Source organism: Bradyrhizobium sp. 2S1, assembly GCF_011516625.5.
Lineage (GTDB): Bacteria > Pseudomonadota > Alphaproteobacteria > Rhizobiales > Xanthobacteraceae > Bradyrhizobium > Bradyrhizobium septentrionale.
Genome location: NZ_CP147717.1, coordinates 9,695,681 through 9,708,639, shown reverse-complemented (window position 1 = coordinate 9,708,639; position 12,959 = coordinate 9,695,681). Strand labels below are relative to the sequence as shown.

The following is a 12,959-nucleotide window of genomic DNA, read 5'->3' as shown; positions in this document are numbered from 1 at the left end:
CGGATTTGGCGCGCTCGACCAGGCGGGTGACGGCGCAGCTTCCGAGACGTCGGCGGCGACAGCGACGGCCCGGCCGCCGGCGGCAATGATGCCCTTCGCCAGCGTCTCCGCCTCGGCCGAGCGCTCGCGATAATTGATGGCGACGGCGGCGCCGGCGTCTGCCAGCTGCTTTACGATCGCCGCACCAATGCCGCGCGAGCCGCCGGTCACCAGCGCCACATGTCCGTGCAGACTGTTTGTTGTCATCGCCTCACCCTGTTTGACGTGCCCCCGCAGGTTCGCAAACAGGGAGGCGGGGCGCAACGCAACCCTGCTCAAATCTGCGTTGCCGCGGGCGCCATGCGGCGAAAAACCGGCGTTCCCAGCCGGAATCGGCCTTGCGTCCGCCGGGGAGCGGCGGCAATGGTTGGGGCGTCACTCCTTCCAGCCCACCCACGAGAGATCGATGAGCAAACTGATTGTCCGCGCCGGCGAGTTCACCTTTGACGCCCGTTTCGAGGAGCAGCTGGCGCCGAAGACGGTCGCCGCGTTCCGCAAGGCAATGCCGTTCGAGAGCCAGGCGATCCATGTGCGCTGGAGCGGCGAGGGCGTCTGGATGCCGCTCGGCGATCTCGATTTCGGCGTCTCCTACGAGAACCACACCAGCTATCCGGCGCCGGGCCAGATCATCCTCTATCCCGGCGGCATCAGCGAGACCGAGATCCTGCTCGCCTATGGCGGCGTGCACTTCGCCAGCAAGATGGGCCAGCTCGCCGGCAATCATTTCATCACGCTGACCTCGGGGCTGGAAAACCTCACCACCTTCGGCAAGACCGTGTTGTGGAAGGGCGCGCAGCAGATCCGCATCGAGGAAATCTGATGTGACCGAGGCCCGCTACCCGCGCGATCTCCGCGGCTACGGCCGCAATCCGCCCGATCCGAAATGGCCCGACGCTGCGCGCGTCGCCGTGCAGTTCGTGGTCAATTTCGAGGAAGGCGGCGAGAACAACATCCAGCATGGGGATCGCGCCTCGGAAGCATTCCTGTCCGACATCTTGGGCGCGCAGCCCTGGGTCGGCCAGCGTCACGCCAATATCGAGACCATGTTCGAGTATGGCTCGCGCGCTGGCTTCTGGCGGCTGTGGCGGATGTTCACCGAGCGCAAGCTGCCGGCCACGGTGTTCGGCGTCGCGATGGCGCTGAAGCGCAATCCGGACGTGGTTGCGGCGATGCAGGAGGCGGGCTGGGATATCGCGAGCCACAGCCTGCGCTGGGTCGAGCACAAGGACATGTCGGAGGATGAGGAGCGCGCGGAGATCGCGCGCGCCATGGCCGTGCATACCGAGGCGACCGGCGCGCGGCCGCTCGGCTGGTACACCGGCCGCTCCTCGATCAACACGCTGCGGCTTTTGATGGAGACCGGCGGCCTGCGCTATCTCTGCGATTCCTATGCCGACGATCTGCCGTACTGGATCAAGGCGCCGGGGACCGAGCCGCATCTCGTGATCCCCTACACGCTCGATGCCAACGACATGCGCTTCATCAACGCGCAGGGTTTTGGCGGCGGCGACGAGTTCTACACCTATCTGAAGGACAGTTTTGACGTGCTCTATGCCGAGGGCGCGACGCGACCGAAGATGATGTCGATCGGCCTGCATTGCCGGGTCGTCGGCCGTCCCGGCCGTGCCGCCGCGCTGATGCGGTTCCTCGATTACATCCAGAAGCACGAGCGTGTCTGGGTGCCGACGCGGCTTCAGATTGCCGAGCATTGGCACGCCAATCTGAAGCATCTCGCCGAGCAGGCGTTCGAGATCGGCTAGACGCGCGTTCGAGCGGTTCTCTACACCTCGCCCCGCCTGCGGGGAGAGGTCGGAACGCATCGCCAGATGCGTTCCGGGTGAGGGGGAGTCTCCGCGAGCGCAGCTATCACCGTGTACGCGGAGACAGCCCCTCACCCCAACCCTCTCCCCGTAAGAACGGGGCGAGGGAGCGCAGTCCCGTCGCGGTCGCTGCTGAGCTTTGTGTTCTTCAAATATCAATGCCCCGCCATGTGGCGGCCGATCTCGGTGAGGTCGGCCTCGCTGGCGCTGATATCGTGGACGAAGGCGCCGTGGAACATCACGACCAGCCGGTCCGACAATTCCAGCAGTTCGTCGAGATCTTCGCTGACCAGCAGCACCGCCGCGCCGCGGTTGCGGGCGGCCATGATCTCGGTGTGAATCTGCGCCACCGCCGCGAAGTCGAGCCCGAAGCACGGATTGGCGGCGATCAGCACCTCGACGTCGCCCGAGAGCTCGCGCGCCAGCACCGCGCGCTGCACATTGCCGCCCGACAACGCCGCGATCGGCGTATCAGGCGTGCGGGTCTTGATCTTGTAGCGGTTGATCTTGCGCTCGGCGTCGCTGCGGAACGCCGAGCGGTTCAGCCACCAGCCGCCGCGTGCGAACGGAGCGCGGTCGAATTCGCGGAACGCGATGTTGTCGGCGACGCTCATGCCGCCGACACAGGCGTTCTTCAGCGGCTCCTCCGGCAGCAACGACATCCTGTGGCGGCGCATCTCCTCGCGGCTCGCCGAGTAACTCTCGCCCTGGACGCGGATCACGCCGCTCTCGGCCTCGCGCTGGCCCGCCAACACCTCGACCAGCTGGCGTTGGCCGTTGCCGGAGACGCCGGCGATGCCGACGATCTCGCCGCTCTTCACGGTCAGCGACACGCCATGCACGGCGATTGCGCCGGCATCGTCGCGCGCGGTGAGCTTGTCGAGCTCGAGCCGCGGCGCGCCGGTCTCGCCGGTGCGCGGCGGCTGCACCGTCAGCTGCTCGGCGCCGATCATGGTGCGCGCCATCTCGTCGGGCGTCAGGTCGGCGACCCGGCCGGTGCCGGCGAGCTTGCCGCGGCGCAGGATCGTGACGTCGTCGGCAAACGCCATCACCTCGCGGAACTTGTGCGTGATCATCAGGATGGTCAGTTCGCCCGCGACCACCATCGCGCGCAGCATGCCGAGCACTTCGTCGGCTTCGCCCGGCGTGAGCACCGAGGTCGGTTCGTCCAGGATCAGGAAGCGGCGCTTCAGATAGAGTTGCTTGAGGATTTCGCATTTCTGCCGCTCGCCGGCAGAGATGTCGGAGACTCTCGCGTCGAGCGGCACCTTGAACGGCATCCGCGCCAGAAAAGCCTCGAGCTCTTTCTTCTCCTTGCGCCAGTCGACGACGGCAGGCACGTCGTCGCGCGCCAGCACCAGGTTTTCCGCAACCGTCATCGCGGGCACCAGCGTGAAATGCTGGTAGACCATGCCGAGCCCGAGTGCGTGGGCGTCCTTCGGGTTAGCGATGGCCTGTTGGCGGTCACCGACGATGATCTCGCCTTCGGTGGCGTGGTAATAGCCCATGATGCATTTGACGAGCGTGCTCTTCCCGGCGCCGTTCTCGCCGAGCAGCGCATGGAACGAGCCGGGACGCACCTTCAGCTCGACATTGTCGAGCGCTGTGAAATCGCCGAAGCGCATCGTCATGGCGATGGCGTCGACGCCGAACGCGCCTATAGGTGCGGGCGGCTCGCCGATGATCACGACAGCGCCCCGATCAGGTCGGCGGATGTCGCCACCGCGCCGAACACGCCGCCCTGCATCTTGATCATCTTCAGCGCGTGGTCGTGGTTGCTCTTGTCGGTCGCGCCGCAGCAATCCTCGACCAGCACGCATTCGAAGCCGCGGTCATTGGCCTCGCGCATCGTGGTGTGGACGCAGACGTCGGTGGTGATGCCGGTCAGCACGATGTTCTCGATGCCACGCAGCCGCAGCATCAGTTCGAGGTCGGTGGCGCAGAACGAGCCCTTGCCGGGCTTGTCGATGATCGGCTCGCCCGGCAACGGCGCGAGATCGGGAATGATGTCCCAGCCGGGCTCGCCGCGCACAAGGATGCGGCCGCAGGGGCCGGGATCGCCGATCCCGGCGCCGATCTGGCGTGAGCGCCAGCGCTTGTTGGCGGGCAGGTCGGCCAGATCAGGCCGGTGGCCTTCGCGGGTGTGGATGATGTGAAAGCCCTGCGCCCGCATCACGGCGAGCAGCCTCTTGATCGGCTCGATCGGCGCCCGGGTCAGCGAAAGATCGTAGCCCATCTTGTCGACATAACCGCCGACGCCGCAGAAATCGGTCTGCATGTCGATGATGATGAGCGCGGTGTTCTGCGGCCGCAGGTCGCCATTGTATGGCCAGGCGTAGGGCTCGGACTTGATGAAGCGCTCGGGCATGGAATGATCTCGCTGGGTCTATCGGGTGATGGACAATTCGGCGGGCGCGCCGGTCAGCGTGCGCTTCGGCGAGCAGGTGATGACCATGATCGCCAAGGTCAGGATGTAGGGCGCGGCGTTGAACAAATGATAGCCGGAGGTGATGCCGACCGATTGCAGCGCGGGCCCGAGCGCGGCGGCGCCGCCAAAGGCGAGCGAGGCCCACAGGCACAACATCGGGTCCCAGCGCGCGAAGATCACCAGCGCGACTGCCGTGATGCCTTGTCCGGAGGAGAGGCCCTCGTTCCAGCTGCCGGGATAGAACAGCGACAGGAACGAGCCGCCGATGCCGGCGAGGAAGCCGCCGACCATGGTGGCGCGCAGCCGGATCAAGAGCACGGAATGGCCCATCGCGCGCGCCGCGTCGGCGCTTTCGCCGGCGGTGCGGATCAACAGGCCCCAGCGCGTGGTTTTGAAGGCCCAATAGAGCAGCGGCGCGATCGCAACCCCGATCAGGAACAGCACGTTGATGCGCAGCGCGGCGCGCACTTGCGGCACGTCGCTCCACCAGCCGAAATCGATCGCCGGCAATCTTGGGGCAGTGGGCTCGATCAGCGGCTTGCCGAGGAAGAAAGCAAGCCCGGTGCCGAGCAGCATCAGCGCGATGCCAACGGCGATGTCGTTGACCCGCGGCAGCGAGCAGATGCCGGCATGCAGCGCGCCGAACAGCGCGCCGGTGATCCCGGCGGCGAGCACGCCAAGCCATGGCGAGCCGGAGAGATAGGAGATGCCATAGGCACTCATCGCGCCCATCACCAGCGTGCCCTCGAGGCCGAGATTGATGCGGCCAGATCGCTCGGTGATGCATTCGCCGAGGCTGACAAACAGGAAAGGCGTCGAGACACGGATGGCGCCGCCGAACACGGCGAGCGGAACGGTCCAGAGCCCGATCGATGCATCCGCCATGTCAGGATTTTCCCTTCAGGAAGCCGATGCGACCGTAGAGCGCGTCGCTTGCCAGCACGAACACGAAGATGATGCCCTGCAGCACCAGCACCGAGGCGTCGGGCAGGCCGAGCCGCCGCTGCAGCAGGCCGCCGGAGGCCGAGATGCCGCCGAGCAGGAGCGCCACCGGAATGATCGCCAGCGGATTTTGCCGCGCCAGGAACGCGACGAGGATGCCGGTGAAGCCGTAGCCCGCGGCGAGATTGGCGTTGGTGCGGCCCTGCACGGCGGCGACCTCGATCATGCCGGCGAGCCCGGCGCAACTGCCGGCAAGGAAGCAGACGGTCAGGATGAGCTTGCGGACGCCAAGCCCCACGATCTTGGCGGCGCGGATGTTGCCGCCGGCGACGCGCGCGGCGAAGCCGAAGGTGGTGTGATAGATCAGGACGTAGGCGGCGACAGCGGCGATCAGCCCGAACACCAGGCCCCAATGCACGTCGGTGCCGGGAATGCTGCCGATCATGTTGGCCGCGCCGATCTCGCGCGTCGAGGGTTTGTTGAGGCTCGCCGGATCGCGCATCGGTCCCTCGACCAGATGGTTCAGGACAGCGAGCGCGATATAGACCAGCAGCAGACTCGAGATCGTCTCGTTGACCCCGCGATACTGCCGCAGGCCGCCTGATAGCGTGGTCCAGAGACCGCCGCCGATCATGCCCGCGATCACCATCGCGATCTGCACCACGATCGGTGCCGCGCCCTGCACAGCCAGGGCGGCTGCGGTCGCCGACAGCGCGCCGATCAGGAGCGCGCCTTCGCCGCCGATGATCACCGTGCCGAGCTGCGCCGGCAGCGCCGTGCACAGCGCGGTCAGGAGCAAGGGCGCTGCGCGGGTCAGCGTGTTCTGCCACGAGAACCAGGTGCCGAACGCGCCGTAATACATGTAGAAATAGAGATCGAGCGGGTTCTTGCCGTAGAGCGCGACAAAGCCGCCGAACACCGCGAGCGCGCCGACCAGCGCCGCGCCCGGGATCAGGATGTACTCGATGCTCGCGCCGTAGCGCTGGAGGAATCCGGGATCGGCGGCCGGAGCAACGCCGCCGGCCGCCTCCACCGATTCCGCCGCCTCGGTCGTCACGCGGTGGCTCCGATCACGCCCTCGACCAGATAATCCATCTTCTCGAGTTCGGGGTCCTGCTGGCCGCGGTCGGTGCCACCGGCGATCACGGTCTTGCCCTTGTTGTCGGTGATCGGGCCTTTGAAGATGGTGAACTCGCCGGCCATGAACTTGGCCTTGACGTCGTCGGCATGCTTGCGCGCTTCCGCCGAGACCATCTCGCCATAGGGCGACACCTTGACGATCTCTTCCTTCAGGCCGCCGCGATAGAAGTTCGGGATCGCTTCGCCTGACGTGATCATCTTGACGAATTTCGGATAGAGCGCCTCCCAATTCCATTCGGCGCCGGTGAGATAGGCCTTCGGCGCCAGCGGCGACTGGTTGACGTGATAGCCGCAGACCATGGCGCCGCGGCGCGCGGCGTTCTCGACCATCGTCTTCGGTCCGTCGACATGGCAGGTCAGCACGTCGACGCCCTGGTCGATCAGGCTGTTGGTCGCCTCGGCTTCCTTGACCGGCATCGACCAGTCGCCGGTGAAGATCACCTGCGTGGTTGCCTTCGGGTTGGCGAGCCGGGCGCCGAGCGTGAATGCGTTGATGTTGCGCAGCACCTGCGGGATCGGCTTGGCCGCGACAAAGCCGAGCTTGCCGCTCTTGGTCGAGTAGCCGGCGACGATGCCGGAGATGTATTGGGCTTCGTCGATGTAGCCGAAATAGCTGCCGGCGCTTTTCGGGTCCTTGTCGGACCACAGGCCGCCGCAATGCTCGAAACGCAGCTTTGGAAACTTGGCCGCCATCTTGAGAACGTGCGGGTTGTAGTAGCCGAACGAGGTCGGAAATAGCAGCGTCGCGCCGTCGAGGTTGATCATGGACTCGATGGTCTTCTCGACCGCATCGGTTTCCGGCACCTTCTCTTCCTCGACCACCTTGATGCCGGGCAGCTTCTTCACCGCCGCCGCGCCCTGGGCGTGGGCCTGGTTGTAGCCGTAGTCGTCACGCGACCCGACATAGATGAAGCCGATCGTGGTTTCCGCTGCCGCCGCGCCGCGAATGCCGAGCGTGCTGCCGAGCGCCACCGCGGCGCTTCCCTGCAATAAATTCCGTCTTGAAATCCTGCCAAAATCCATCGCGTGCTCCCTCCGGCGGGTCCGGCCCGCCTGTCCTTGTCGCAGCCGCCATGACGGCCGCGCTCAGACGGAGTGTCGCAAGCTTCGTGCCAGAGCATGTTTGGCAATCATGATTCGGTAAGCGATTGAATATGAAAAGAAATGGCGACCAGCTTGGGAGGCGTCGGAAGTCGACCAGGGCCGGTCTGCCTATTTTATGAGTGATCACCCGCCGTTGTATGCAATGCCGTTAAGCAGTCGCTAACCGCCGGGCGGCCGCTGCGCTCTCGCTCGGGATCGGCGCACGGCGCCCGATTTGCCGGCTGGTGAATCGGACCGGGCCTGCTACGAGTGAAGCGGCTGCGGTGCCGGGTTGGACTGATGGGAAACAGTATGAGCGAGAAGAAACCGTCCTCGAATCCGTCCTCGAGACCGTCCTTCCTTGGCGACGAGATCGTGGCGCGGATCGACCGGCTCGCCGCGATCTCCGAGACCCCCGAGCATCTGGCGCGCGTCTTCCTCACCGACGAACACCGCAAGGCGGCCGATCTCATCCTGTCCTGGATGCGTCAGGCCGGCATGAGCGCGCATCTCGACGCCATCGGCAATGTCTGCGGCCGCTACGAGGGCGAACGGCCGCACCTGCCGGCCCTGATGCTCGGCTCGCATTATGACACCGTGCGCGACGCCGGCCGATGGGACGGCCCGCTCGGCGTCATCACCGCGATCGCTTGCGTCGCCGATCTGAACCGGCGCGGCAAGCGGCTGCCGTTCGCGATCGAGATCGTGGGTTTTGCCGACGAGGAGGGCGTGCGCTTCGCGTCGACCTTGCTCGGCAGCCGCGCGGTCGCCGGCACGTTCGACGAGAGCGTGCTCAACACGCGCGATCGGGCCGGAACGTCGATGCGCGACGCGCTGATCGCCTTCGGGCTCGATCCCGATCATATCGGCAAGGCGGCGCGCGCCCGCCGCGAGCTGTTCGGCTATGTCGAGCTGCACATCGAACAGGGCCCCGTGCTGGAAGAGAAGGCGCTGCCGGTCGGCGTCGTCACCGCGATTTCAGGCGCGACCCGGCTCGCCGCCAATCTCACCGGCGTCGCCGGCCACGCCGGCACCGTGCCGATGCCGCTGCGGCGTGACGCGCTGGCGGGCGCCGCCGAATGCATCGTTGCGATCGAGACGTTTTGCCGGAGCGACGAAGCCGGCCTGGTCGGCACCGTCGGCTATATCAACGCGATGCCCGGCGCCACCAACGTGATATCAGGCAAGGTGTCCTTTACGATGGACATCCGCTCGCAGAGCGACATGCATCGCAAGCGCGCCGTCGCCGACATCGTGCGGCAGATCGAGGCGATCGCAAAGCGCCGCGAGCTCGCACTGCAGATCGATGTCACCCATGAGAACCGCAGCGTGCCCTGCGCGCCGTGGCTGAAAACCCAGATCGCCGAGGCCGTCGCGGCCGAGGGCCATGCCGTGTTCGAGCTGCCGAGCGGGGCTGGGCATGACGGGATGGCAATGGTCGATGTCGCCGATATCGGCATGATCTTCGTGCGCTGCCGCGGCGGCATCAGCCACAATCCGGCCGAGCACGTCGAGCTCGCCGATGCCGACACCGGCGCGCGGGTGCTGCTGCGCTTCATCGAGAATTTCCGGCCGCGCGACGCGGCGAACAGCTGAAGCTGGCGCGCTTGGCGGTCCCATGTTTGGGACCAGCGCTATCGGTGCCGTATCAGAATGCGCGGTACTTCCGCCTTGATTCCGCCATCGTCCGGTCCGTGCCGAATTTGGACAGGTCCGACCGCTGCTCCCGGCCTGGTTGAGCCTATTTGCGGGCCGCCCGTGAAGCGCTAGACTTGCTTCAACGGGGGGAGAGGACATGAGGTCGTCCGTCGTCCAGGACGTTCAGTTCCCAAAACAACCGGCGCTGCAGCTGATCTATGACACTGCGCCGATCGGTCTTGCCTACCTCTCTCCGGATTGCCGTTACCTTCAGATCAACCAGCGGCTCACCGAGATCTGCGGCATTTCGGTCGAAGGTCATCTCGGCCGTACGGTGCATGATTGCGTGCCCGCACTGGCAACGGCGGTCGAGGGTATCGTCCGGTCGATCATGGAGACCGGAGAGCCCGTGACCGGGGTGGAGGTTTACGGTCAGCGCCCCGGCCACAATGACGAGCGATGCTGGATCACGTATTGGCACCCGCAGCGCGAACCGAACGGCAGCATCGTCGGTGTCAACGTCGCGGCCGAGGAGATCACCGATCGCAAGCGCAGTGAGCGCGAGATCCGTGCCGCCCGTGACGCGGCCGAGAAGGCCTTGCACCATCTGCAGGAGACCCAGGCGTCCCTGATCGAGGCGGAAAAGCTTGCGGCGCTGGGACGGCTGGTGGCGGGTGTCGCGCACGAGATCAACAGCCCGGTCGGCACCAGCCTCACCGTCGCCTCGGTCCTTGAGCAGAAATGCGCCGACTTCGCCGCCGAGGCTGCGCGCGGCAAGCTGAAGCGGTCCAGCCTGAGCGATTTCATCGAGGTTGTCGAAAGCGCGTCGTCACTGCTGGTCGGCAATCTCAAGCGCGCCGCGGATCTGGTGCAATCATTCAAGCAGGTGGCCGTCGATCGAAGCTATTTCGACCGCAGCCGGTTCGATCTCGGCAAGGCGACCGAGCAGGTACTTTCGAACCTGCGGCCGGCCTTGCCGAAGAACAATCTGGCGCTCGAGGTCGATTGCCCGCCCGGTCTTGCGATGAACAGCTATCCCGGCCCCTACGGCCAGGTGCTGACCAATCTGTTCGTCAACGCCTTTCCGGATGGTAAGGGCGGCACCATTGCGATCCGGCTGCGTGCGTCAGGCACAGACCACGTGAAAATCCTGTTCGCCGACGATGGCTGCGGGATGGACCGCGACGTGCTGCGGCAAGCCTTCGACCCATTCTTCACCACGCGCCGCGACATCGGCCGTATTGGGCTCGGCCTCCATATCGTCCACAATATCGTCACCAACCGGCTGGGCGGAGAGCTCCATCTCGACAGTGCCCCGGGCAGGGGGACGAGCGTCCGGATCACGCTGCCACGAGTGGCGCCGCAGCGCGGGACCGACAGTTGACGCCCAAAGGGGGCGTCGAGAAGGAAATACTCCCCGGCCTCCAGGCCGGAAAACGTCCTTCTAACTAACCGCCGCAAAAGGCATTCCACTACCCTTGCTTCTGCCCCCGTCGTCGCGACATTCTCCTGACATTCCAATGGTCACGACATGAGCCAATCCGCATTCGATCCCTTCGGCGAGCCGGTCCCCGCGGTCGATCCTTCGATCGCGAGCCAGGGCGTGTCGAAATGGCTGAAGACCGCAGGCACCAGCGTGTTCTGGGTGCTGGTGGCGGGCATCGTGCTGGCCCGCGCGGTGTATTTCGAGCCCGGCGTGTTCAGCTTCGAGCGTGCCGTTGCCTGGGCGCAGGGTCTGTTCGCCGCGCTTTAGCCGCCGGCATCCGCGGCGCCGTCTTCGCCGCTTGCGTCTCCCGAATGATCCCCTCGAACGCGACCGCCGCCGGCACGTCCAGCCGGCCGGGCGATTTCAGCTGCCAGAGCGTGCGCTCGATGTGGACGCCCTTGATCGGGATAACCCGCAATTTCCCGAGCCTGACCTGATCGTCGATCGTCGCAACAGACACGATGGCGACGCCGACACCTGATGCCACCGCCTGCTTGATCGCCTCGGTGCTGCCGATCTCGAGCGTGCGCTGCGGCTCGACGCGGTGGGCGGCGAGCGCCTGCGCGACCACCTCGCGGGTGCCTGAGCCCGGCTCGCGCACGATCAGGATCTCATCGTTCAGCGAGCGGATGTCGATCGGCGCTTGAACCGCTGCGAAGCGGTGATCGGGAGCCGCGATCAGCGCCATCACGTCGGTGCGCCAGGCTGCGCTGATCAGGTTCTCCTCCTCGACCGGCCCCTCGACCAGGGCGATTTCGATCTCATGCCCCAGCATCAGCGCGGCGATATCGGAGGTGTTGGCGCTCACGACATGCAGGTCGATGCCGGGAAAGGCGCGGTGGAAGACGCCGAGATATTCCGGGATCATGTAGGTCGCGATCGTCGTGCTGGCGCCGATGCGCAGCGAGCCGCTGTCGAGGTTGCGCAGCGCCTGCAACTCGTCCTCGGCGGCGCGCTCGGCCGCGAACAGCGTCTCGGCATGCCGCGCCAGCGCCGCACCCTCCCGGGTCGGGCGCACCCCCTTCGGGGTGCGGTCGAGCAGGCGGCAGCCGACCTGCGGCTCGAAATCCCGCACGCCCTTGGAGATCGCCGGTTGACTGATGTGCAGGAGGTCGGCGGCGCGGGAGAAACTCCCCGTTTTCGCCACGGCCGCGAACAGGCGGAGCAGATGCAGGTTGAGGGACATAACTTCTCTCTATCGGGGCAGTCCGAAAATATATTAGCCAAGTGGCGGGCTCTGGCGCATAAAATCTTCTCCGAAAAGAGGATTCCGTGCCGGAACAAGAACGAGACCAGGGGCAGAAGCAGGGGGCGCTGAAGCGCATTTTCCGGCTCATTCCGGGCATTCTGCTCTGCGGGGTGGTTACGGTCATCTCGCTCGGCATCCAGGCCGCCGAGGAGCGCGTTTTCGACCATCCCTATATCGAGGCGCTGGTGGTCGCGATCCTGCTCGGCATGGCGGTGCGCACCGCCTGGGAGCCCTCGGAGCGATGGCGCTCGGGCATTGCCTTCAGCGCCAAGCAGCTGCTCGAGGTCGCCGTGATGCTGCTCGGCGCGTCGATCAGCTTCGCCGCGATCGTGGCGTCGGGTTATGTTCTGATCGGCGCCATCGCCGTGACCGTCGTGATCATGCTGGCGGTGAGCTATGGCCTCAGCCGCCTGCTCGGGCTCAAGACCAAACTTGCGATCCTGATCGCCTGCGGCAATTCGATCTGCGGCAACTCCGCGATCGCGGCGGTGGCGCCCGTGATCGGGGCCGATGGCGACGACATCGCCTCGTCGATCTCGTTCACCGCCATTCTCGGCGTGCTGATGGTGCTTGGCCTGCCGCTGCTGATCCCGCTGTTGAAGCTGACGGCCACGCAATACGGCATCCTCGCCGGGCTCACGGTCTATGCCGTGCCGCAGGTGCTGGCGGCGACCGTGCCGGCCGGCATCGTCTCGACCCAGATCGGCACGCTGGTGAAGCTGGTACGGGTGTTGATGCTGGGCCCGATCGTGGTCGGCCTCTCGCTGTTCGTGGCGCGGCGGCGCAAGGCCGGTACCGCCAAGGCCGGCAACACAAAGGCGGCGTCGATCAGCCCGTTCAAGCTGGTGCCCTGGTTCATCATCGGCTTCCTGGTGCTGGCCGCGCTGCGCTCGTTCCAGCTCGTGCCCGATATCGCGATTGTGCCGGTCACCAGGACGGCGGCGATCCTCACCGTCGTCTCGATGGCAGCGCTTGGGCTCGGCGTCGACGTGCGCGTGCTCTCGACCGTCGGCGGCCGGGTGACGGCGGCGGTGACGCTGTCGCTGCTGCTGCTGCTGGGCCTCAGCATCGGCCTCGTGCACTTCTTCAAGTAGAGCATGATCCGGAAAAGTGTGTAGCGGTTTTCCGAAAAGA

12 protein-coding genes and 1 pseudogene are annotated in these 12,959 nt (G+C 66.0%); 6 read left to right on the top strand and 7 right to left on the bottom strand.

Annotated elements, in window-relative coordinates; all coding sequences use genetic code 11:
• Positions 1–96 precede the first annotated feature (96 nt).
• Positions 97–246, bottom strand: a pseudogene (locus tag HAP54_RS46240) (SDR family NAD(P)-dependent oxidoreductase); the annotation flags it as partial.
• 199 nt (positions 247–445) lie between these two features.
• Here HAP54_RS46240 and HAP54_RS46235 point away from each other — a divergent pair.
• On the top strand, positions 446–859 hold the full coding sequence (locus HAP54_RS46235) for a DUF3830 family protein (protein ID WP_029078269.1): 414 nt from the start codon (positions 446–448) through the stop codon (positions 857–859).
• A gap of 1 nt (position 860) precedes the next feature.
• Positions 861–1,799 (top strand): allantoinase PuuE, encoded by a 939-nt coding sequence (puuE, locus tag HAP54_RS46230; RefSeq protein WP_166298011.1) that lies wholly within the window; start codon positions 861–863, stop codon positions 1,797–1,799.
• Positions 1,800–2,014: 215 nt separating this feature from the next.
• Here the strand turns inward: puuE and HAP54_RS46225 are convergent, their stop codons facing one another.
• Genes HAP54_RS46225 through HAP54_RS46205 form a run of 5 tightly spaced genes read right to left on the bottom strand, consistent with a single transcriptional unit; the run spans position 2,015 to position 7,392 of the window.
• The gene (locus HAP54_RS46225; RefSeq protein ID WP_166298010.1) at positions 2,015–3,547 is read right to left on the bottom strand and encodes an ABC transporter ATP-binding protein; all 1,533 of its coding nucleotides are present in this window, start codon (positions 3,545–3,547) and stop codon (positions 2,015–2,017) included.
• Complete coding sequence (locus HAP54_RS46220) at positions 3,544–4,227, bottom strand: cysteine hydrolase family protein (RefSeq protein WP_166298009.1); 684 nt, start codon at positions 4,225–4,227, stop codon at positions 3,544–3,546. Before HAP54_RS46220 ends, HAP54_RS46225 begins: the two co-directional genes overlap by 4 nt.
• Positions 4,228–4,245: 18 nt before the next feature.
• A complete protein-coding gene (locus HAP54_RS46215) occupies positions 4,246–5,172 on the bottom strand; it encodes an ABC transporter permease (RefSeq protein ID WP_166298008.1) in 927 nt (308 codons plus the stop codon).
• Position 5,173: 1 nt separating this feature from the next.
• A complete protein-coding gene (locus HAP54_RS46210; protein WP_166298007.1) occupies positions 5,174–6,286 on the bottom strand; it encodes an ABC transporter permease in 1,113 nt (370 codons plus the stop codon).
• Positions 6,283–7,392, bottom strand: coding sequence for a BMP family ABC transporter substrate-binding protein (locus tag HAP54_RS46205; protein ID WP_166298006.1), 1,110 nt, complete (start codon positions 7,390–7,392; stop codon positions 6,283–6,285). Before HAP54_RS46205 ends, HAP54_RS46210 begins: the two co-directional genes overlap by 4 nt.
• A 372-nt stretch (positions 7,393–7,764) precedes the next feature.
• On the opposite strand from HAP54_RS46205, the gene HAP54_RS46200 reads away from it, so the two are divergent.
• The 3 genes from HAP54_RS46200 to HAP54_RS46190 all read left to right on the top strand — a co-directional run bounded on the left by HAP54_RS46200 (position 7,765) and on the right by HAP54_RS46190 (position 10,843).
• Entirely contained in the window at positions 7,765–9,048 is a 1,284-nt protein-coding gene (locus HAP54_RS46200) for an allantoate amidohydrolase (RefSeq protein WP_166298005.1), read from the top strand.
• Positions 9,049–9,247: 199 nt separating this feature from the next.
• Positions 9,248–10,474: a PAS domain-containing sensor histidine kinase gene (locus tag HAP54_RS46195; protein WP_166298004.1), complete on the top strand. Its 1,227-nt coding sequence runs from the start codon at positions 9,248–9,250 to the stop codon at positions 10,472–10,474.
• Between the two features lie 147 nt (positions 10,475–10,621).
• A complete protein-coding gene (locus HAP54_RS46190) occupies positions 10,622–10,843 on the top strand; it encodes a hypothetical protein (RefSeq protein WP_166298003.1) in 222 nt (73 codons plus the stop codon).
• Here the strand turns inward: HAP54_RS46190 and HAP54_RS46185 are convergent.
• Positions 10,791–11,762 carry a LysR family transcriptional regulator gene (locus HAP54_RS46185; RefSeq protein ID WP_166298002.1) on the bottom strand — a complete coding sequence of 324 codons (972 nt, stop codon included), beginning with the start codon at positions 11,760–11,762 and terminating at the stop codon, positions 10,791–10,793. The genes HAP54_RS46190 and HAP54_RS46185 overlap by 53 nt on opposite strands.
• Before the next feature lie 86 nt (positions 11,763–11,848).
• On the opposite strand from HAP54_RS46185, the gene HAP54_RS46180 reads away from it, so the two are divergent.
• A complete protein-coding gene (locus HAP54_RS46180) occupies positions 11,849–12,919 on the top strand; it encodes a putative sulfate exporter family transporter (protein WP_166298001.1) in 1,071 nt (356 codons plus the stop codon).
• Positions 12,920–12,959 lie beyond the last annotated feature (40 nt).